Annotated in this window: 19 protein-coding genes; 9 read left to right on the top strand and 10 right to left on the bottom strand. The window is 57.5% G+C overall.

The window, feature by feature from the left end; translation table 11 throughout:
• Positions 1-124 precede the first annotated feature (124 nt).
• Positions 125-556, top strand: coding sequence for a DUF1489 family protein (locus TRM7615_RS13965; protein ID WP_108788545.1), 432 nt, complete (start codon positions 125-127; stop codon positions 554-556).
• On the opposite strand, the gene TRM7615_RS13960 is transcribed toward TRM7615_RS13965, so the two are convergent.
• Positions 553-1,335: a cyclase family protein gene (locus tag TRM7615_RS13960; protein ID WP_108788543.1), complete on the bottom strand. Its 783-nt coding sequence runs from the start codon at positions 1,333-1,335 to the stop codon at positions 553-555. The two genes, TRM7615_RS13965 and TRM7615_RS13960, sit on opposite strands and share 4 nt — an antisense overlap.
• A gap of 177 nt (positions 1,336-1,512) precedes the next feature.
• Positions 1,513-2,526, bottom strand: a complete 1,014-nt coding sequence (locus tag TRM7615_RS13955; protein WP_235824095.1) for a helix-turn-helix domain-containing protein — start codon at positions 2,524-2,526, stop codon at positions 1,513-1,515.
• Between the two features lie 117 nt (positions 2,527-2,643).
• Between TRM7615_RS13955 and TRM7615_RS13950 the strand changes: the two genes are divergently transcribed.
• The 3 genes from TRM7615_RS13950 (at position 2,644) to TRM7615_RS13940 (ending at position 6,235) form a co-directional block, all read left to right on the top strand.
• Entirely contained in the window at positions 2,644-4,410 is a 1,767-nt protein-coding gene (locus TRM7615_RS13950; RefSeq protein WP_108788539.1) for an acyl-CoA dehydrogenase family protein, read from the top strand.
• Between the two features lie 62 nt (positions 4,411-4,472).
• Positions 4,473-5,240 carry a methylthioacryloyl-CoA hydratase gene (gene dmdD / locus TRM7615_RS13945; RefSeq protein ID WP_370739815.1) on the top strand — a complete coding sequence of 256 codons (768 nt, stop codon included), beginning with the start codon at positions 4,473-4,475 and terminating at the stop codon, positions 5,238-5,240.
• Positions 5,241-5,482: 242 nt separating this feature from the next.
• Entirely contained in the window at positions 5,483-6,235 is a 753-nt protein-coding gene (locus tag TRM7615_RS13940; protein ID WP_165821435.1) for an HpcH/HpaI aldolase family protein, read from the top strand.
• 7 nt (positions 6,236-6,242) lie between these two features.
• Here TRM7615_RS13940 and TRM7615_RS13935 read toward each other — a convergent pair whose 3' ends face one another.
• From TRM7615_RS13935 to TRM7615_RS13905, 7 genes are all read right to left on the bottom strand, one after another.
• A complete protein-coding gene (locus tag TRM7615_RS13935; protein WP_108788533.1) occupies positions 6,243-6,698 on the bottom strand; it encodes a hypothetical protein in 456 nt (151 codons plus the stop codon).
• Positions 6,699-6,719: 21 nt separating this feature from the next.
• Positions 6,720-7,088, bottom strand: coding sequence for an antibiotic biosynthesis monooxygenase family protein (locus TRM7615_RS13930; RefSeq protein WP_108788531.1), 369 nt, complete (start codon positions 7,086-7,088; stop codon positions 6,720-6,722).
• Between the two features lie 236 nt (positions 7,089-7,324).
• Positions 7,325-8,551, bottom strand: coding sequence for an HlyD family secretion protein (locus TRM7615_RS13925; protein ID WP_108788529.1), 1,227 nt, complete (start codon positions 8,549-8,551; stop codon positions 7,325-7,327).
• Entirely contained in the window at positions 8,544-8,882 is a 339-nt protein-coding gene (locus tag TRM7615_RS13920) for a hypothetical protein (protein ID WP_125133689.1), read from the bottom strand. The genes TRM7615_RS13925 and TRM7615_RS13920 overlap by 8 nt, the downstream gene beginning before the upstream one ends.
• Positions 8,883-9,008: 126 nt before the next feature.
• The gene (fdhF, locus tag TRM7615_RS13915) at positions 9,009-11,795 is read right to left on the bottom strand and encodes a formate dehydrogenase subunit alpha (RefSeq protein WP_108788525.1); all 2,787 of its coding nucleotides are present in this window, start codon (positions 11,793-11,795) and stop codon (positions 9,009-9,011) included.
• 13 nt (positions 11,796-11,808) lie between these two features.
• The gene (locus TRM7615_RS13910) at positions 11,809-13,512 is read right to left on the bottom strand and encodes an NAD(P)H-dependent oxidoreductase subunit E (protein WP_108788523.1); all 1,704 of its coding nucleotides are present in this window, start codon (positions 13,510-13,512) and stop codon (positions 11,809-11,811) included.
• 85 nt (positions 13,513-13,597) lie between these two features.
• Positions 13,598-14,479 carry a LysR family transcriptional regulator gene (locus TRM7615_RS13905; RefSeq protein WP_085794589.1) on the bottom strand — a complete coding sequence of 294 codons (882 nt, stop codon included), beginning with the start codon at positions 14,477-14,479 and terminating at the stop codon, positions 13,598-13,600.
• A 204-nt stretch (positions 14,480-14,683) separates the two neighbouring features.
• Here TRM7615_RS13905 and TRM7615_RS13900 point away from each other — a divergent pair, with 204 nt between their 5' ends.
• Positions 14,684-16,237 carry a class I adenylate-forming enzyme family protein gene (locus TRM7615_RS13900; protein WP_108788521.1) on the top strand — a complete coding sequence of 518 codons (1,554 nt, stop codon included), beginning with the start codon at positions 14,684-14,686 and terminating at the stop codon, positions 16,235-16,237.
• A gap of 155 nt (positions 16,238-16,392) precedes the next feature.
• Here the strand turns inward: TRM7615_RS13900 and TRM7615_RS13895 are convergent, their stop codons facing one another.
• Positions 16,393-17,583 (bottom strand): aromatic ring-hydroxylating oxygenase subunit alpha, encoded by a 1,191-nt coding sequence (locus TRM7615_RS13895; protein ID WP_235824094.1) that lies wholly within the window; start codon positions 17,581-17,583, stop codon positions 16,393-16,395.
• Between the two features lie 181 nt (positions 17,584-17,764).
• Here TRM7615_RS13895 and TRM7615_RS13890 point away from each other — a divergent pair, with 181 nt between their 5' ends.
• The 4 genes from TRM7615_RS13890 to TRM7615_RS13875 all read left to right on the top strand — a co-directional run bounded on the left by TRM7615_RS13890 (position 17,765) and on the right by TRM7615_RS13875 (position 21,489).
• On the top strand, positions 17,765-19,186 hold the full coding sequence (locus TRM7615_RS13890; RefSeq protein WP_108788517.1) for an MFS transporter: 1,422 nt from the start codon (positions 17,765-17,767) through the stop codon (positions 19,184-19,186).
• Positions 19,187-19,257: 71 nt separating this feature from the next.
• A complete protein-coding gene (locus tag TRM7615_RS13885) occupies positions 19,258-20,697 on the top strand; it encodes a coniferyl aldehyde dehydrogenase (RefSeq protein ID WP_108788515.1) in 1,440 nt (479 codons plus the stop codon).
• A 9-nt stretch (positions 20,698-20,706) separates the two neighbouring features.
• On the top strand, positions 20,707-21,015 hold the full coding sequence (locus tag TRM7615_RS13880; RefSeq protein WP_108788513.1) for a hypothetical protein: 309 nt from the start codon (positions 20,707-20,709) through the stop codon (positions 21,013-21,015).
• Between the two features lie 39 nt (positions 21,016-21,054).
• Positions 21,055-21,489, top strand: coding sequence for a DUF2141 domain-containing protein (locus tag TRM7615_RS13875; protein WP_108788511.1), 435 nt, complete (start codon positions 21,055-21,057; stop codon positions 21,487-21,489).
• The last annotated feature ends 95 nt before the right edge of the window (positions 21,490-21,584 follow it).

Raw genomic sequence — 21,584 nt, 5'->3', positions numbered from 1 at the left:
ATCACAACACAACAATTAGTAGCGAGGGTTGTTTTTTGATCAACATACCACAACACCTTGTCTTCACCAAGTAAGACGCTAGACTCCTCGGTCTATGGCCTGAGGACGACTCTGGGGATGATCTGTGGATAAATTCATGAACCTCATCAAACTCTCGGTCGGGACGGAATCGCCCGAGACCCTCGACGTCTGGCAGCAAAGCCGTGCGGCTCAGACCGAGGATGGATTGCCCCGTCATGTCACCCGCATGTGGCCCAAACGTGAAGCCGAGATTCTAAATGGTGGCTCGATCTATTGGGTCATCAAAGGCGTGATCCAATGCCGCCAAAAGGTCCTGCGTATGGACGAGGTCATAGGTTCGGATGGCATCCGCCGCTGCGCCATTGTGCTCGACCCAGAGCTGCACCGCACCCAGACCGCCCTGAAACGCCCATTTCAGGGCTGGCGCTACCTCAAGCCCGAGGACACGCCACCTGACCTGCCCAAGGGGCGCACACAAGATGACCCAATCCCAGACGAGTTGAACCGGGCTTTGGCCGAAATCGGCGTGCTTTAACCTTCGTCTTCAAAGATCGCCACGGCCCGAATAAACCCGGCTGAGGCGCCTTTGATCTTGAACGGAAAGCACGAGATTTCAAAACCATTGGGTGGCAGGTCCTCAAGGTTCGACAGCTTTTCCATGTGGCAATAGCCGATGTCCATCGACGCCCGATGCCCCTCCCAGATGATCGAGGCATCGCCCGTCTCGGCATAGGTCTGAGCCGTCAGTGGAAAGGGCGCGTCCCAGCTCCAGGCGTCAGTGCCGGTCACCCGCACGCCCCGCTCGGTCAGATAAAGCGTCGCTTCGCGCCCCATGCCGCAGCCTTTCACCAGGTAGTCAGGTTGGCCGTAGTGCATACCCGCAGATGTGTTGACCACCACAATATCCAACGGTTGCAGCTCATGTCCGATCCGCGCCAGCTCGGCCTCAACGTCTGCGGCCGTCACCACGTAACCGTCATCGAAATGGCGAAAGTCCAGTTTGACGCCGGGATTCATGCACCATTCCAGAGGAACTTCGTCGATGGTGATCGCCCGCTCGCCGTTGTTCATGGTCGAATGATGGTGATAGGGCGCATCGAGATGGGTGCCGTTGTGGGTGGCGATCTGCAACCGCTCGATTGCCCACCCCTCGCCGCCTGGCAGATCGTGGCGCGTCAGGCCTGGAAAGAACGACATGACCTGACCGGCAGTCTGGTCATGGTTCAGGTATTCGATCTGCGGCAGCATGATCGGCGGGTCGGAAACAATGCCCATCTCCAAGGGGACAGACAGATCGACAAAGCGGCGTGGCATGTTGTGGGCTCCTACTGTGGTGTTTGTGGCACCGACACGTGATCCCCCCATTTGTCGTTAGGGCCAGGTAGCACCGTCACAACAGGACTGTCGCACCGAGCGCCGCTTCTGAGAAGGTTTTTTTGACAACGCGCGCCGTTTCGTGGAGCGCGCCAACAGGTCCAGTTTCCCGCAATCCTACACTCGGTATGATCTTGGCGTCCGGTTTGTCCATCTGCGAAAAGCGCGGTGGAAATTTGCCGGTGCTGAGAAACCTGTGTCATAGGCAATCTGTTCGATACTGTCCGTCCCTTGCCGAAGCGCCCGAATTGCGATGTCGCGACGCAGAGCGTCCTTGATGTCCTGAAAGCAGGTTCCTTCCTCTTTCAGGCGACGGTTCAATGTCCGGGGCGACATTTTTAGAGCGACGGCGGCATCGGTAAGCTGGCTGGTGCGCCACTCTGCACCATACAAAAAGGCCCGTACGCGCAGGCTGTTGGTATGGGCGCGCGAACGCGTGAATATCCAATCAAGCGGCGCGCGCTCCAGAAAATCGGATGCTTCGGCAGGACTGCGGTCAATCGGACGGGTGAACTGCCGGGGGTCGAACAGAATACTGGTTTGGCCCGCGCCAAACAGGACGGGGCACGGAAAGACGACAGCGTAATCCGCAGCAAAATCCGGACGGGCAAAAGCAAATTGCACCTCCAGTATCGGTGTTTCGACCCCGCCAAGCCATGACAGCAACCCATGAGCGAGTTTCAATAGCAGCATGTGACCAAATCGCTGCGGTCGGGACCCCATGGCGTAAGGTGTAAGGGTAAGCTCCACCTCCGTTGCTTCGGTGCGCAAGTCCAGGCGGTAATCATCCAGCAAAAGGTTCCAAAATGTCGTGAAACGATAGAGCGCTGACGCCATGCTGCCAGCGTCTCGTTGAACCGTAACCAGATGTTGCAGCGCGCGAGGGCGGATTGGCCGCCCCCACAGCCCCATCATTTCGTCACCCGTTTCCGGTGCGGCAAGTTGGTAGAGACGCGCGATCTCGTTCAAGGTGACACGTTGTTCAGGGCTCATCGGATTGAGTGGAATGCCAGAGCGAGACAGCAAGGACGTCATGATGTCCGGTGGGCAGATCGAGCGGAGCGCATCCAACCAATCCTGCACGAAAGCGGCTGACACGGTTGTGAGTGATATTGGATCTTGGTTGGACAAGGGTCGCTCTTGGTTGGCGTGATCAGATACATTTTTGGCAAAAGATGAGCTTATAGGCAAGCCGTACCCACGGTAGGTGACGCAAAACAATACTGCTGAACCATTGAGGAGAACCGAATGTCCTACATACCCCCCGTGAAGGACCTGATGTTTTGTATCGAACATTTGTCCTTTTGGGATCAGGTGTCAGCCATGAATGTCTATTCGAGCCATGACCTGGAGGACATCAGCGCCGCGTTGGAGAGCTACTCCCGTTTCTGCCAGGAACAAGTGGCGCCTCTGAACCACATCGGGGATGCATTAGGCGCCCAGTTCGACAACGGTCAGGTGTCGATGCCGACAGGGGATGTTCGCACTTATGCCCAGTTTGTCGAAATGGGGTGGCAAGCGCTGGTGCATCCGGTCGAACATGGCGGCATGGGCTTCCCGCGCGCCGCTGGCGCTGCCGGGGTCGAAATGCTCAATGCTGCGGATATGAGTTTTGGCCTATGCCCACTTCTGACGGATGGCGCGATCGAGGCATTGTTGTTGACCGGCTCGGATGCTCAGAAGGCGACATATCTAGAGCCGCTGATCGCAGGGCGCTGGTCAGGCACGATGAACCTGACGGAACCCCAAGCCGGGAGCGATCTGGGGCGCGTGTCCACAAAGGCAACAAGGCGTGAAGACGGCAGCTATGGCATTTCCGGCACCAAGATCTTCATCACCTATGGTGCGCATGATCTGACGGAAAACATCATCCATCTGGTCCTTGCACGCACACCCGATGCCCCCGCCGGACCAAAAGGGTTGAGCCTGTTCATCGTGCCGCAAAGGCTGGTGAATGCAGACGGTACCCTGGGGGCTGAAAACACGGTGAATTGCGTGAGTATCGAACATAAACTCGGTGTCCGCGCCAGCCCTACGGCCGTGCTGGAATACAAAGATGCAACCGGTTTCCTGATCGGGACAGAAAATCACGGCCTCGCGTATATGTTCGTGATGATGAACGCCGCGCGCTTCTCGGTCGGGGTGCAAGGGATTGCAACCGCTGAGCGGGCCTATCAACGCGCATTGGCCTATGCCCGCGGCAGGGTGCAAAGCCGTCCTGTCAATGGTTTCTCCAAGGATGCCGTGGCGATTATCGAGCATCCCGACGTTCGCCGGATGCTCTTGCGCATGCGCAGCCTCATCGAAGGCGGGCGTGCCATCGCGGCGGCCACAGCTGGTTTGCTGGACCTCGCTCATCACCAGGAAGATCCTGAATTGAGTGCTCTGGCCGAATTCATGGTTCCCCTGGTCAAGGGCTTTTGCTCTGAACGTGCGGTCGAAGTTGCCTCACTCGGTGTGCAAATTCACGGCGGCATGGGCTTCATCGAAGAAACCGGCGCCGCACAGCACTATCGTGACGCCCGCATTCTGCCTATCTACGAGGGAACCACCGCGATCCAGGCGAATGACCTCTTGGGGCGCAAGGTGATGCGCGACGGTGGCAAGGCCGCTCGGGACTTTGCTGCACGGATCGCTGAAACCGAAGCTGAGCTGGCTGAGGGAGACGAAACATCACAAGCGATTGGTGCGGCCCTGACCGAAGCGCGTGTTGCTTTCGAAACCGCTCTCAATTGGTTGCTGGACAAAAGTCGCAACGACATTGACGCGGCCTTTGCCGGGTCTGTTCCCTTCTTGATGTTGGCAGGAACGTTGGCCGCCGGATGGAACCTGGGCAAAGGCGCTTTGGTTGCTCAGAAATGCTTGAAAGCAGGGCAAGATACGGTCTTCATGACTCAAAAGACTGCCACAGCATTGTTTTTTGCCCAGCACATGTTGCCAGAGTGCCGAACCGAAATGACCCGTATCCTGCACGGCTCTGACAGCCTGTTGGATGCTGATTTCCCAGAATACTGATCCTTGAAAGGACCTGAACCGTGAATGACGTTGTAAACCCCGATACCTATGAAAACCTCTCGATCTCCGAGGGTGAACATGGCCTCTATGTGGTCACCCTGAACCGGCCGTCAAAGCGCAATGCATTGGACGTGGCCACCATCGAAGAGCTGATCCGCTTTTTCAGCGGTGCGCGTCTTGCCGGTGTCAGGGCCGTCGTGTTGACCGGTGCAGGCGACCATTTTTGCGCGGGCCTTGATCTGGTTGAACACTGGAAGGCAGATCGCAGCCCCGATGACTTCATGCATGTTTGCCTGCGTTGGCACGAGGCATTCAACAAGATGGAATACGGGGGCGTGCCAATCATTGCCGCGCTGAAAGGGGCAGTGGTCGGCGGCGGTCTGGAACTGGCCAGTGCTGCCCATGTTCGCGTGATCGACCCGGGCACCTATTTTGCCCTTCCCGAAGGACAGCGGGGTATTTTCACCGGCGGCGGAGCGACAATCCGGGTGTCGGACATGATCGGAAAATACCGCATGATCGACATGATCCTGACGGGACGTGTGTATCAAGGGCAAGACGCCGTCGATCTGGGGCTTGCTCAGTACATTACCGCAGACGGAGGCAGTTTTGACAAGGCGATGGAACTGGCCACCAAGGTTGCCCAAAACCTGCCCCTGACAAACTTTGCCATCTGTTCCGCGGTCAGCCACATGAACAACATGTCCGGTATGGATGCAGCCTATGCCGAAGCTTTCGTGGGTGGGATCGTCAACACCCAACCCGATGCCCGCGCCCGCCTGGAAGCCTTTGCCAACAAGACAGCTGCACGCGTGCGTCCCAACAGCTGAATCTGGTCGCACGTGAAAGCGCGCGCCTTGCAAAGCCCTCTGTCTGGTTCCGTTTCGCGATCAGTTGGATCCAGACCGGGGGCAACACTCCCCCCTTGAGCCATAAGTGTCCCGCCAAAGAATCTCTGCATGCAGCCAAAGTCGATGGAGATCGTGCCAACGCAAAGCAACCGGTGTTTCAGAAATCGATAGGTTTGAGTCTATTCATGCTAAGCTGCCTTGAATTGATCAGAGGAGTTTGCATGACACGTTTCAAGGAAAAGCTTAGAAATACAACTGATTGCATGACGATGAATATCGTAACGATCCCATCAGCGGTGGTCACCCAAGCGATGGCGGCGGCAGGATCGGACGGAGTGATCATAGACATGGAGCACGGCGCCATCGACCATGGTACTGCTCACGCGATGATCGCAGCCACTCAGGGCACCGATTGCGCCCCGCTGGTCCGCCTGCCCGAGATTGACACGGCACAGGCCAAACGTGTGCTGGATCTGGGGGCCGAAGGGCTGGTCTTTCCGCTCGTGCGCACGGCCCAAGACGCCGAGCGCGCCGTGGCCGCGATGCGCTATCCGCCCAACGGCAACCGGGGGTTCGGTCCCTTCATCGCCCATTCCCGCTGGCAAACCGCCCTGCCCGAGTATCCATCTAAAATGGAAGATCAACTGGTCTGCTGCCTGCTGGTCGAAACCCGCGACGCGGTTGAGAACATCGAAGAGATTTGCGCCGTGCCAGGCATCGACCTGTTGGTGCCCGCCCTGTTCGACCTATCCACCGATCTGGGTCATATGGGTCAGTTCGATCACCCCGAGGTGGTCGAGGCCCTTACCCGTGTCGAGGCGGCTGCAAACAGGGCTGGCATCCCTCTTGGCAATGCCGCGTTGAACCAAGACCAAGCCAAGGGGTTGATTGCCCGCGGTTATCGGGTTCTCGCGGGCTTTGATGTTTTGTGGCTCAAAGAGAAAGCCGCACAGACCCAAAGCTGGGTGACCTAGGGGCGGCTTACTTCGACTTTTTTGCAGCCATCCGTTTGCGGGCCGTCATGGCGCGCCCATCCCGAATGCTCAGCCCCATCAGGAGCAGATTGGTTGCGCCTGCGATCAACTCAATGGCCTGCACGACGTAGAACCCGGTATCAAATGCACCAGCACTGGCCTTATTGCTGAGATAAAATGCCGCCGGAACCAGAACCAACAATCCGTTGGCCGCAATGATCGGCATGCGCCTTTTCTTGGCCAAGGCTGGCGCATCTTTGCGACGGCGGCCCATCGCCATTCCGCTGGCGCCGACCACAGCCATGGACGGGATCAGGAGAAAGAGACCGCTTAAGACCATGGCCTTAACAGCAACGATCATCTGGGTCGTGCCAAACAATTCGCTGTAAACGGTAGTTGTCCAGAACGTCAGGATCGTCAAAAACCCTATGACGCCTGCGATGGGGTGGATGGCTTTCAACATGTGGCTGCTCCCGGTTTTGTGTTATGCGACGCAGTGGTTTTCAACGGACAGTTTGCGCACCAGGTGCGGGCGCGCCTTTGCACTTGGCGGATAATCAGCAATACGTCGCTGGAATTCCGGGTGGCAGAACGCGTTCCGAAAGCTTTTGACGTCCTGCCACACGGCGTAATTCATGAACGTCGAACTGCCAGCAATGCCCTGATGCAACTGGGTCGAAATGTATCCCGGCTGCGCTTTCATGAAGTCTGCGTCGTGCGCCCAGGCCTTGAGCAAAGCCTCTTCTTCGGATGCGTCTACGGTGAACAGATTGATCAGGACAATTGGTCCTTCCTCCGCCTCCATCTGATCCGCGAGGGTCACAACTTCATCCAACTCTTCAAAACGGGACATAACGCTTCCTTTCATATTTACATAGCACGCTATATAATATTACATAGCACGCTATTCAAGCTAAATTTTCGCTTCAGAATCGTCACGGGGTAACTCCCGATCCTACATGAGCTCTGAGAGAAGGACGTCGCCTCGCAAAAGCAACTGCTTGAAAACATGAATGTCATGCGGCGCTTGATCGGCAGGATAGGCGAGCGTTAGGTCAATAGAGCGGAGACCCGACCGGACGTTCAACCTCACGAAAAGACCAGGGCCTTCACGGGCAAAAGGATAGCCTGCCCCCGCAAGACAATCGCATTGGCAATGCCCATGCCATCCACGATACGCGCGATGAACGCCGAAAACCCGGTGATCTCTCCGGCCTCGATCTCTTTGTCGCGGCTGGTGTACGCGACACCAACACAGGCGCTGCCGGGTGGGATGGCTTCCAGATGCTTGGGAAAGATCGGCGCCAAAAACACGGTCACGGTGCCGGGACGGCGGCGATCCTGCTGATCCAACAGCGCATCCCCTGGTCTGAACTGACCTGCGGCAATGGCATTTTGCACGTCATCCACCACCATCGGGATAATCGCCAAAGGTTTCGAAGCACAGGTGATCTCAACCAGCATCCCCGGCTTCACCACGCTGGCCGAGATCTGGCCAAACGCCGCCACAAACCGCCCCTGCCCCGTCACATCTGGCACCAGAACACCTGCCGGGCGCAGTATCGGGTTCACGATGTCACCGGGTTTCAGCAGGAACTGCTTCACGGTTCCGTCCACCTCGGCAAAGACGGTGGATTTCGCGATTTCAGCTTGGGCCTCTTGCAACAAAGCCCGCGCGGTTTCACGTTGCGCTGGCAACAGGGTCGATTGACGCAATTTGGCCCCATCCAACGCAGCGATGGCTGCTGTTTGCTGGCTTTCAGCGCGAGCAAGAGCCGTCTCAAGTCGCTCCAACTCCTGCTCGCTGACTGTCGCATTGTTGCGGTCTGCCAACGACTGACGTCGGTTCAAGTCATCGCGCGCCTGGTTCAGGTCGGCAATTGCGGCCTCTAACCGTGCCTCAGCAGCAGCAATGTCTGTTGTAATAACGCCAAGCGCGGCATCCACCTCCGCGATCCTACGGCTGGCAGTTTCAACCGCCGCCTCTTGCCGGGTGGTATCTAGGCGAAAGATTGGATCACCGGCTTTCAGCCGGTCATTGTTTTGCACATAGACCTCAGCCACACGGCCCGCGCGATCCGACAACACAGTGACTGTACGAAACGCAGCCGAGACATTGCGCGTCGAAGGGTGGAAGTAAAAGATGATCGTCAAAAGTGTCACCGCCAGAATGGCACAGGCCGTCAGGCCCCATCTCAGTTCGTACCAAACGTTAAACAGCGTGATCTCATGTCCCCAACGCTTGCCCTGTTTGTAGTGGCGATACAGGTAGTCGGGCACAATTGTGATCAGAGCGGAAAAGATAAGCTCAAGCATTGTCATCCTCCGCCTTGGGGCGATGGATATACGTCGGGAAAACCTCGTGCAGCGGGACAGCCGCGATCAGGATGGCCGCGATCCAAAAGGCGTTGTTCAGGGTGAAAAGCGAGATCAACCCCAGAACACCAACAAGCTGCATCTGAACCTTATGCGCACCCGCCGCCATACGGTCGGGAATCGCCTGTATCGTGAAATAGAGCGCACCAAACCCAAGCAGGATGGCCACAAGAAGCACCCCGACGACGATCAGGAATCCGTCGGTTTCTCCTGGCGGGGTCACCCAAAAGGGAAGCCGCGCCAGAGCCTCGTCAGAAAGGGCACTGTTCATCCAAGCCTCCAGTTTCATAACGATACCAGAGAACTATAGACAGGATGCGGCTTTCAGATCAACGAAACCACATATGTAGCGACACAAGCGAAACAGGCGACCCTTTCGGATCACCTGCCTTTTGGATCATTCCGCCGCGATGGCGTCTTCGATCTTTTCAACCCGGATCGCCGAGAACTTGAACTCGGGGATCTTGCCGTAGGGGTCGATGGCCGGGTTGGTCAGGATGTTCGCTGCCGCCTCGACATAGGCAAACGGGATGAACACCATGTCCTCGGCAATCGCCCTGTCGGCCCGCGCCATGATCTCGATGGAGCCCCGGCGGGTGGTCAAACGCACCATCTCACCCGGTTCAACCCCCATCAGCTTGAGCGTGCGCGGGTTCATCGAACAGTTGGCCTCAGGCTCCACCGCGTCCAGAACCAGCGACCGGCGGGTCATCGACCCGGTGTGCCAATGCTCCAGCTGACGTCCCGTTGTGGCGATCATCGGGTATTCTTCGTCCGGGGCCTCATCCGGCGGGATGACGCTGGCGGGTGTGAACTTGGCCCGACCTTCGGGTCGCGGGAAACCGTCACCAAACACGATGGCCTGACCGGGGTCTGTTTCGTGCAGCGACGGATAGGTGATCGTCTCAGTTTCAAGGCGCTCCCAAGTGATGTTGTCGAGCGAGGCCATGGTCTGCTTCATCTCGTTGAACACCTGGCTCACATCCGTGTAATCCCAGTTCAGCCCGATGCGCTGCCCCAGTTCGACGGTGATCGCCCAATCTTCGCGCGCCTCACCCGGAGGTGTCACTGCGGGACGCACACGCTGCACCTGACGGTTGGTGTTCGACACGGTGCCGTTCTTTTCGTACAGCGCCGAAGCTGGCAGGATGATGTCGGCATAGTTAGCCGTCTCGGTCAGGAAGATGTCCTGCACGATCATCAGGTCCAGATTGGCCAAGGCCGCGCGCGCGTGATCGGCATCCGGGTCGGACATCGCCGGGTTTTCACCCTGGATGTACATCCCCTTGATGTTGCCCGCATAGGCTTGATCGATGATCTCGGTCACCGTCAGGCCCTTCTCGTTCGAGAAGTCGCGCTCGTCGTTCCAGACAGAGTTGAACTTGGCCCGAATGTCGTCATCCATCACCGATTGGTAATCCGGCAGGAACATCGGGATCAGGCCCGCATCCGAGGCGCCCTGCACGTTGTTCTGACCACGCAGCGGGTGCAGACCTGCGCCCGGTTTACCGACGTTGCCGGTCATCAGAGCCAACGAAATCAGGCAGCGCGAATTGTCAGTGCCGTGAATGTGCTGGCTGACACCCATGCCCCAGAAAATCAGGCCCGCCTTGGCGTTTGCAAAGGTCCGCGCCACGCGACGCAACTGCTCTGCCTCAATGCCGCAGATCGGCGCCATCGCTTCGGGCGTGAACTGGCGCAGGTGCTCTTTTTCTGCCTCCCAGTTCTCGGTCCAGCGGTGGATGTACTGGCTGTCATACAGCTCTTCTTCGACGATCACGTTCATGATCGCGTTGAGCATCGAGACATCCGCACCGGGGCGGAATTGCAGCATTTCATCCGCAAACTTGCGCATTCCGACGCCACGCGGGTCCATCACGATCAGCTTACCGCCGCGCTTGGCGAACTGTTTGAAGTAGGTCGCCGCAACGGGGTGGTTTTCGATCGGGTTCGACCCGATGATGATCGCCACATCCGCATTCACGATCTCGTTGAAGGTCGCGGTCACAGCGCCCGAACCCACGTTCTCGATCAGCGCCGCAACCGAGGATGCGTGGCACAAACGAGTGCAGTGGTCGACGTTGTTGTGACGGAATCCCTGACGGATGAACTTCTGGAAGAGATACGCCTCTTCGTTGGTGCATTTGGCCGAGCCAAAGCCAGCGACCGAACGCGGATCTTCTTCGCGCAGTGCTTTGAGCTTGGTCGCGGCCAGGTCCATCGCCTCTTCCCACGATGCTTCGCGGAAATGGGTCGACAGGTCGCCGGGATCGACGTTCAGCCCCTTGGCAGGCGCATCGTCACGCCGGATCAGCGGTTTGGTCAGGCGATGGGGGTGGTGGATGTAGTCAAAGCCAAATCGGCCTTTGACACACAGGCGACCCTCGTTGGCAGGTCCATTGATCCCCTCGACATATTTGACCTTACCATCTTTGACCTTGAGCGAGACCTTGCAGCCCACGCCGCAGAACGGGCAGACGCTTTCGGTTTCGCTGTCGTAGTCCTTGCTGTCACCCTTTTGCTGGTCATCCAGGACTGTGGCAGGCATCAGGGCACCCGTCGGGCAGGCCTGAACACATTCGCCACAAGCCACACAACTTGACGCCCCCATGGGATCGTTCTGGTCGAACACGATTTCGGCTGTGTGGCCACGACCGGCCATGCCGATCACGTCGTTCACCTGCACTTCGCGGCAGGCCCGGACGCAGAGGTTGCAGTTGATGCAGGCGTCCAGATTGACACGCATCGCAACGTGGCTGTCATCCAAGAGAGGGATCTTGTCGGCCTCTTTCGCAGGAAAACGGCTGTCGCTAACATCGTTCAGCTTGGCCATATCCCAGAAGTGGCTGGATGTGTCGTGTGCTTCTTCGGGCTGGTCGGCAACGAGCAACTCCATGACCAGCGCACGCGATTTCTCGGCGCGGTCACTGTCGCTCTTGACCACCATACCTTCCGCCACCGGGCGGATACACGAGGCGACCAGCGTGCGCTCGCCTTCTACCTCAACCATACAGGCGCGGCAGTTGCCGTCGGGGCGATAGCCCGGCTGCGGCTTGTGGCACAGGTGCGGAATGGTGAACCCCTGCCCCTTGGCGGCTTCCCAGATAGTCCAGCCCTCGGGCACGGTGACATCTTCGCCGTTCAGGTTGAAGGTGACGGTCTTGGTTGGGCTTGCGTCTAGCATGGCTCTGTCTCCCTCAGATTTCGTCAGCGAAGTGTTTCATGACCAGGCGGATCGGGTTCGGAGCCGCCTGCCCCAGACCACAGATCGAGGCATCGCCCATGACCTGACACAGGTCCTCGAGCAGATCCTGATCCCATTTGTCGGCCTGCATCAGTTTGACTGCCTTTTCGCAGCCCGCCCGGCAGGGCGTGCACTGACCACAGCTTTCATCCTCGAAAAACCGCAGCATGTTCAGCGCCGCATCACGGGCGGTGTCCTGATCGGACAGAACCACAACCGCAGCCGAGCCAATAAAGGTTCCAAGCGGTTGCAGGGTGTCAAAGTCGAGCGGGACGTCGTCGATGCTAGAGGGGAGAAGGCCCGACGACGGCCCGCCCGGTTGATACGCCTTGAATGCATGGCCATCAGCCATACCCCCTGCCGCATCAATCACGTCAAGAATGGTCGATCCCGCGGGCAGCAGGTAGACGCCTGGCTTTGCAACGCGACCCGAAACCGAGTAGCTACGCAGACCCTTGCGGCCATTCTTTTCAACAGAATTCAGGATCTGCGGCCCCTCGCGGCAGATCTTGGACACCCAATAGAGCGTCTCAACGTTGTGAACCAGCGTGGGCCGACCAAACACACCCACCTGCGCCACAAACGGTGGACGGTGGCGCGGCAGGCCCTTTTTGCCCTCGATGGATTCGATCATCGCGGATTCTTCGCCGCAGATGTAGGCACCAGCGCCCCGGCGCAGGTCGATGTAACCCGGCTCGACAATCCCCGCAGCTTCAAGCGCTGCAATCTCGGTGGCGAGAATTTTCAGCACCGCAGGATATTCGTCGCGCATATAGATGAAACAGGTCTCGGCCTCGACCGCCCATGCGGCGATCAACATGCCCTCAAGGAAGACATGCGGCGTCCGCTCTAGATAGTAACGGTCCTTGAAGGTCCCCGGCTCGCCCTCGTCGCCGTTCACGGCCAGATAGCGCTGGCCTTCGTTCATGCGGACAAAGCCCCATTTCTTGCCCGACGGGAAGCCCGCACCGCCCAAGCCTCGCAAGCCCGAGGACAAGACGTTATCCTGCACCGCTTCCCAGTCACCGCCTTCGCGGAGCTCTTTCAGCTTGGCGTAACCACCTTTGGCTACATAGGCGTCATAAGCTTCGTAATCGGGGACATGCGCATGCGTGTCATCCGCCGTAATCGCCGCCTGCACCTTTTCAGGTGTGGCATTGTCAATGTGGTTGTGACCGATTTCCAGCACCGGGGCGGTGTCGCAACGCCCCATGCAGGGCGCGCGGAGGACGCGGACCTGAGTGGGATCAAGGCCATCTTCGAGCGCCTTTTGCAGCTGCGCGGCACCGGCCATTTCACACGACAGCGAGTCGCAGACGCGGATGGTCAGCGCAGGCGGAGGCGTGTCCTCTTCCTTCACGACATCGAAATGAGCGTAGAAGGTCGCGGTCTCATAGATTTCGGCCTGCCCCAGTCGCATCTCAACTGCCAAAGCGGCAATGTGGTCGGCGCTGATGTGGCCATGAGCATCCTGGATCAGATGCAGAAACTCGATCAGCAGATCCCGGCGGCGCGGGCGATCGCCCAACAGGCGCGTGATCTCAGCCTGCGCTTCATCCGAAAACTGACGGCCTTTGGGCGTGTGCCGCCCTTTGCCTTTACCTGACTTCCAAACGCCCTTGGGTGCGTTTGATGGCTTGGTATCTAATGGTGCCATGATGCCCTCCGATTGACGCTCCGTCTCTCATCAGAATAGCATATCGTCAAATCGCAAATCGCAATCACACGATAACGACACCTTATCACCGCAAAGACGTCACCACCCGCCTTAATGCAGCGACCGTTGGCAGTTCGGGATCGCGGGTCAGTGTGGCCAGGCAGATGGGTTTGCTGACTTCGGGCGCGATCAGCGGCAGGACCCTAGTGCCCTTTAGGTTCCCCAAAGCGCGTACCAGGACACGCGGCACCACCGTTGCTGCCAACCCTTCGCGCGCCATGACCATCGAGGCGGTGAACCCGCTGCTTTCCGCAACCACCTGAGGATGCAGGCCAAGTTCGGCAAAAATACGATCCAGAATGCGCCGGTTCTGCATTTGCGGCTCAAGCATCGAAAGCGGAAACTCGGCCACGCGCGCCCAGGGAATTGGGCCCGTTTCGCTGGTCATGTGCTCGGGAACAAGCAAGACATAAGTCTCTTCATAGAGTGGCTGAACCGAACGCAGATCTGTACCGATGCTGTCACCATAGGTAACGCCCGCATCAATCGTGCCCTCGTCCAGGCGCTTCTGGATTGTGGCAGAGGACATGGAATCGATGCGCGGCACGATCTTTGGGTGCGCCTGATGCAGTCGCCTCACCAACCGGCCGGTAAAAGCCAAAGCCGTGGGAATCACCCCCAGGACCAAGGTGCCTGTGATCTCACCCTTGACCGCCAGCACCTCTTGCTCCAGCGCCTTGGTGTCCAACAGGATGCGCCGCGCCCGCCGGACAATCATCTCGCCCTCTTCGGTCAGTCCCTGAAACCGATTGGCGCGTTTCACGATAGAGACACCCAACCGGTCCTCAAGATTTCGGATGCGCATGGAGAACGCAGGCTGCGAAATCCCGCAATCCTCTGCCGCCTTGGCAAAGTGACGATGCCGCGCCAGGGCGCTGAGCAATTCCAGGTCTCGTAATTCGATCACGGGCGCAGTCTCCGGGGCGGATCTGCCCCTATCGTTGGATCATAGCGACATAACCGGCGGCGAAAAGCGTTGCATTGCATGGTCCTATGCCGCGCCGCGAGTTGACCCAAAAAAGAAATTGACAAATGTGGCGATCCACATGGATGCTATATCGAACGTTCACTAACTCTCGATTTGCGAGATATCGGGATTGCACGAACAGACATGCTGACGCTAGGCGAATTGATCAACCGAAACGCGCGAAACTTTGGCGACCGCGAGGCCTATGTCGAGATCGACCGCCGCCGAACCTGGCGAGAATTGGATCAGCGCACCGACGCACTTGGCCGCGTGCTGCGTGGTTGGGGCGTGCGCCCCGGTGATCGGGTTGGCGTGATCCTGAAGGACTGCATCGAAGTGGTCGAAACCATCGGGGCCTGCGCCAAGGCGGGTGCAGTTCGGGTTGGGTTGAACTATCGCCTCGCCCCGCCCGAGTTGGGCGCGCTGATTGATGACGCCGGTGTTGACCAGATTTTTGTCCAGGCAGAACTGGTCGATGGGGCCAAAGAAGCGTTGACCCAATCGGATCGGCAGCCGCGTCTGATTGGGATCGGTGATGGGCATGACCTGCTGGACGATTACGAGACGTTGATTGGCAAAGGCACCGCGGACGAACCACTGAGCCTGTCGCAGCACGAGCGGCTGATGATCTGTTACACCACCGGGTCAACCGGCTTGCCCAAAGGCGCAATCTATCCGCATCGCCAGATGATCGAATCCATGGCCGCCATCGCCCTGTCCGAAGGGGCCACGCCTGACGATGTTTGGCTGCATGCCATGCCCGCTTCGGGCGTGCCGATCATGCATCTGCTACGCAACATCTTTCACGGCAACCCCTGCGCCATCATCGGCGAATGGGATGCAGAACGCGCCCTGCAACTGATCGAACGCGAGAAATGTTCGATCTGTGTGCTGGTGCCCACCATGCTCAACAGCCTTCTGAGTTCCGGGCTGATCGAAAAATACGACGTCTCGTCCATGCGCCAGCTTGGCTATGGTTCCGCCCCGATCCCACCCGCCACCGTGCGCGAGGCTGTGCAGGCCTTTGGCTGCTCGTTCCTGCAAATGTACGGCACAACCGAATTGATGGGCATGTCGATGATGCTGACAGCGACCGATCATGATCTGGCCTTGAACGCAGACCATAACTGTTTGGCCAGTGCGGGTCGCCCGCTCTACTTTGTGGAAACCAGGATCATTGATGACGAGGGCAATGAACTGCCACAGGGCGAAGCCGGAGAGCTGTTGATCCGCACGCCCTATGTGATCCCAGGCTATTGGAACCAGGACGTGAAATACACCGAGACGGTACGCGACGGATGGCTCTATACCGGCGACATCGCCTCGCAGGACGCCGAAGGCTATGTCTATTTGATGGATCGGGCCAAATTCCGCATCAAATCAGGCGGCTACAACATTTTCCCGGTCGAAATCGAAAACTGCCTGGCCGAGCATGAGGCGGTGGATGAAGTCAGTGTCTTTGGTCTGCCCGATCCCAAATGGGGCGACCGTATCCACGCGACCGTGACGTTGGTTGATGGTGAGAACACAACCGGCGACGAGCTGCGCGAATTCTGCCGCGGTAAGATCGCCAACTTCAAAATTCCCAAAGACATCGAAATCTGGGACAGCCTGCCAAAAGGGCCGACCGGAAAAATACAAAAGCGTGAGATCATCGAGATCTGTACGCGCCGCGAGATTGAACACGCCACTCAGTGACATCTCGCGAAGTCGCGATGGTCTCTCCCAACCATCGCGCCGATGAGACCCCGATACTAGCGCCCGTCGATGGGCGCATTTTTTTGGGCCATCACGGAAACAGGCCGGATAAACCAGGATCCGGCCTGACTTTGGTTGCTCGATCCAAGCAAACTTTACTCTTCAGGAACGTAGTTGCGAACGCTCTGCTGGAAGTACGTCAGAGGCGCTTCCGCTCCTGGACCTTGTGACAATTGACCCACGCTGTACTTGGGCGATTGAAGGGCGCGCTGCATCTTCTCGACGACATAGATGTCTTCGGTCTGAAAATCCCCGGTCTCCAGTGGAGGTTTCTTCCAGTGCGAGGATTTGATCAGGCCGGACACCTTGTCATATCCAGGCAGATCCTTGATGGACCCGCGATACTTGAAACGAGATTTTGCCATCCAGCTACGGGCGTGCAAATAGGTCGTGTTTGCGTCGATGGGTTCCATCCAAGAAATGGTAAAACTGTAAGGCGAAGACGTGACAATTGTTGTTGGGAACAACATGTACACCCCGCCATAACCGCCCTCGGACGCGTGCGCGATTTTCTTTGCCCCATGTTTTTCCAGCTGCTCGTTCAGGAACGCCGGGATGCGGCTGCGGTGCTCGTTGTTCTCGGTCGAATACCAGACCTGATGGTCTCCGTGCGCGTCCCAGATATTGGCTTCAGGACGGGGGCCGCCCAAAGTGTGCTCGTGCAAATATACAAGATGGTACCCGTCAATCGCATTTTCGAAGAAAACCTTCCAATTGCACTTCATCTCATATGTGACAACTTGGTCATAAGGCACCAGTTCGGGGCTGTTGATGTCGTGGGGCCAAACAACATCCGGAATTGACGCCAGCCAATCCTCGATCTTCATGTCTGGCTCGGGGCAGACAAATATGATGTCCTTGAACACACCGACCGAGGCCTTGTGCAGCCCATTGGCCTTTTTATCGAAGTCCGGGAACAGCTCACGCTGATCTGGCACGCCGCGCAGTGCGCCATCCAAGCCAAAAGTCCAGCGGTGATACGGACAAACAATCGTCTTTCCCGTATTCCCGCAACCGGGGTCAATCAATTCGGTCCCCCGGTGGCGGCAAATGTTATGGAAAGCCCGCAACTCGCCATCACTGCCGCGAATCACCACCAGAGTGAATGTCCCAACCTTTACCGTTTTGTAGTCCCCCGGATTGGGTACATCGCTGACCACACCCGCGAATCCCCAAGTTTTCGAGAACAACTCTTTCATCTCGCGGGCCAACCACTCCGGGGAGGTATAGGCCTCAGGCGGCAAAATCTGGGTCGCGTGTTCTGGCATAGAGCAATCTAAAGTCACGAGAATCTCCTCTCTCTTCTCAGCTGGCGGACGTCTACGACGTTTATTTATCATAAATGACAAATTATCGCCTTTGACAACTAACTCAACCTGTGCCTAAGTTCAAGGGAACATGAACGTTCACTAACTAAAGCAAACAAATCTGAAAACACCCAGTGAACGGGACCAGGGAGGAAAGATAATGACGACCCAAACAGCCGACGCGCCCGGCAAGATGCAACTGTTCTACGGGTTGGGCGGTGTCGCCAACGGTGTATTCTCAAACGGGTTGAGCTTCTTTCTGCTCATCTACTACAACCTGGTGATTGGCCTCCCGGCCGAGGTTGTTGGTTTTGCGTTGTCGATCGCATTGATCTTTGACGCGATCTCGGACCCGCTGGTTGGCTATCTGTCGGACAACTGGAAATCGCGGATGGGCAAGCGGCATCCCTTCATCTTTCTATCAATCGTCCCGACCGCATTCCTCTTCTGGCTGATCTGGAACCCACCAGCATCGCTGACCACCGACGGACAACTGTTCTGGTTCCTGTTGCTGACCATCATCGGCCTACGTGTGTCCATGACGCTCTATGATGTGCCGCACAATGCAATGCTCCCCGAGCTGACCAACGACTACAACACGCGCACTCTGCTGTCGGGGCATAAGGTGTCGGTGACATGGATTTCTGGTCAGATCATCGTGATTGCCATGTACACCATCTGGCTCGTGCCGACCGATTTCATGCCCTACGGCATCTTGAACCAGGCGGGCTATCAAGAGGCGGGATTGGTCAGTGCTTTCCTGATCGCCGGTGCCATCCTGATTTCAGCCTTGGGTCTGCTTTCCTACAAGGGACAGATGACCGAGATCGCCCATGAACCCACCAAAAGCGCGGGCGGCTTCTTCCGTCAATTCACCTCGGCAGCAGGCCTGCCCGCTCTGCGTGCCATCTTTCTGTCCTCGGCGGTCTATGCCATCGGCGCCGGTGTTGGTGCGGCTTTGTGGAGTTACCTGATGAGCTTTTACTGGGAACTCAGCAACGATCAGATCTCGTTGATATTGGTTGCAAACCTTGCTGGTGCCTTGATTGCGGGCTTCCTTATCAAGGTGGTGTCCAACCGCGACAACAAGAAGGCAGCGGCGATCAACCTGTCGATCCTGTCGACCATCATAGGTGCTGGTCCCTACCTGCTGCGGTGGATGGATCTGTTTCCCGCCAACGGCACGGATGCCTTGATCTATGTCCTGTTCGTGCATGGCATTGCCCAGGTCGGCGTGATCGTCTGGACCTCGTCCGTGCTGACATCAATGACTGCGGACGTGGTCGAGGTCGGCCTGCACAAGTCCGGGTTCCAGAACGAGGGGATCATCACCGCATCGATCACCTTCATCCTCAAGGCGGGCACCGCCGGAGGTTTGGCTGTATCGGGTCTGTTCCTGGCCTTTGTGGGTTTCCCGACAGCACCGGACCAGACCAACCTGACACCGGAAATCGTGAGCAGCCTTGGGTTCAACTATGCGCTTCTGACCATTGCAATCTACGCTGCGTCCATCATCTTTCTATTGTTTTACAATCTTGACAAAAAACAATTCGAAGAGATGGTGAGCAACAAACCTGCGTAACCAATTCATGTTTTCCTCAAGCGGTTTTTGGTTTTGGCCAAAACCGCTTGCAGGTCCCAAGGGAGACCCAAATGACCAAGCACGACCCGAACCTGGATGCGGACATGATCAGCCTGCTCGAAGCACAACGCTCGCATTTTCTGACCGCCGGAGCCCCATCGCTGGACGAGCGGATTGATCGCATCAACCGCCTGATCGATTTGATCGCGGACAACCAGGACGCCCTTGCCGACGCCGTTTCTGCCGACTTTGGCAACCGAAGCAAGGCCGAGACCCTGATCGCGGACATCGGCGGCACCCTGACTGAGCTAAAGCACGCCAAATCCCATTTGGCGCAATGGATGAAACCGACAAAAGCCAAGGTCGATTTCCCGCTGAACATGTTCGGTGGCAAGGCCCGGATCGAATATCAGCCCCTTGGCGTCATCGGCATCGTTTCACCGTGGAACTTCCCTATCTATCTGGCCATCGGCCCGATGGGCGAAGCCTTTGCTGCGGGCAATTCCGTGATGTTGAAGCCGTCGGAATTCACCCCAGCGACCTCGGCCCTGATGAAGCAGCTGGTGGAAGAAAAGTTCTCAGCGACCGAAGTGGTGGTTGTTACCGGCGGGGTAGAAACCGGCGTGAACTTCACCAAGCTGCCATTCGACCACATGCTGTTCACCGGCGCGACTTCGATCGGCAAACACATCCTGCACGCAGCCGCCGACAACCTGGTGCCAGTAACGCTGGAACTGGGCGGCAAATCGCCCGCCATCGTGACAGATAATGCCGACATGGATGTCGCGACCTCGCGCATCACGGCGGGCAAGTTGTTCAATGCAGGTCAGGTCTGCCTTGCGCCCGACTATGCCCTGGTGCCCCGCGCAAAGGTTGGTGAGTTTGTCGATCAGGTAAAGACCAAGATGGCCAAGGCCTACCCGACACTGCAAGGCAACCCGGACTACACTCACATCGTATCTGATCGCCAGCACGACCGCCTAAAGGCTTTGGTGCAGCAGGCGCGCGACAGCGGCGCCGAGGTGATCGAGGTCAACCCGGCGAACGAGAGCTTTGATGGCGCGAACGAAAAGGTCATGCCACCCACGATCCTTGTTGATCCATCACCCGAACTTGACGTGATGACGGACGAGATCTTTGGCCCTATCCTGCCTGTAATTCCTTATGACACCGTCGAGCAGGCCATCACCTTTGTGAACGCTCGCCCCCGTCCGCTGGCTTTGTATGTCTTTTCAAAAGACGTGGGCGAGCAGGAAAAGGTTCTGTCAAACACCACCTCGGGCGGCGCCTGCATCAACGATACGATCATGCACTCGACCCAGCAGAGCCTGCCCTTTGGCGGCGTAGGCCCGTCTGGCATGGGCGCCTACCACGGGCATCACGGCTTCAAACTCTTCAGCCATGAAAAGGCCGTCTACAAGCAGATCAACTTGGACGGGCCATTCAAGCCGCTGCGCGCACCCTTTGGAGAGAAATTCAAGAAGGCCGTCGCGCCGATGCTGAAGAAGTAAGGGAAGTCCATGAAATACCTAACCAACCACCCAATCACGTGGCTGACCGTTGTCGCCCTGATCCTGGCAACACTCTTTGGTCACTTTTGGGTCTGGGGATCGCTGTTTCTTTGGTGGGCCTACACCTCGTTCATCGCAGGAGAGGCCTTTATCGGCGAAATCGTGAATATCCGCGAAAACCCGCCGCTGTTCTGGACCGTCACCGTGATGTGGTTCTTTTTGGGAGCCTACTACGTGGTCCAGGACCTCGCGTGGCGCCTGTTCGGCATCTACTTCGACATCTCCCAACTGGTTGGCGTCAATCCCTACGGATTCTGATCCCTGACCCATTCATTTTAGCAAGTGAGGAAAAAGACCATGAAACTGACACACATTCTGAGCAGCGCCCTATTTGCGTCGACCCTGTCTGCGACCGCTGCCATGGCAGACATGGAAATCACCATCGACGGTGTTGATGCGTCGGGTGGTGCGATCCACGTTTTGGCCTTCAACGATCAACGCGCGTTCGAAAACAACATGTTTGCCAAGATGGTGAGCTACGTGAAGATCCCAGCTAACGAAGGCACCGTGACCGGTACACTTCCAGGCCTGGAGGCGGGCACCTATGCGATCATGTTGCACCATGATGCCAACGATAATGGCCAAATGGAAATGAAAGGTCCGGTTCCCGAAGAAGGCTGGGGGTATTCCAACAACGCGGGCGCAGCCGGCATTCCAACCTATGCCGAGGCATCGTTCGAATACACCGGTGACAACAACCCGACCATGAAAATGAACTACGCGCCCAAATAACACGTGCGTTGGCAAAAAACCGCACAAAGGCTCTGCTCCGGCGGGGCCTTTTTTCGTTTCGGCACCTTGTTATGACTGTAGGATCAATTATATTG

The organism is Falsiruegeria mediterranea M17, from assembly GCF_900302455.1.
GTDB lineage: Bacteria > Pseudomonadota > Alphaproteobacteria > Rhodobacterales > Rhodobacteraceae > Falsiruegeria > Falsiruegeria mediterranea.
The sequence above is the reverse complement of the archived record's forward strand: the minus strand, read 5'-3'. Positions and strand labels throughout refer to the sequence as shown.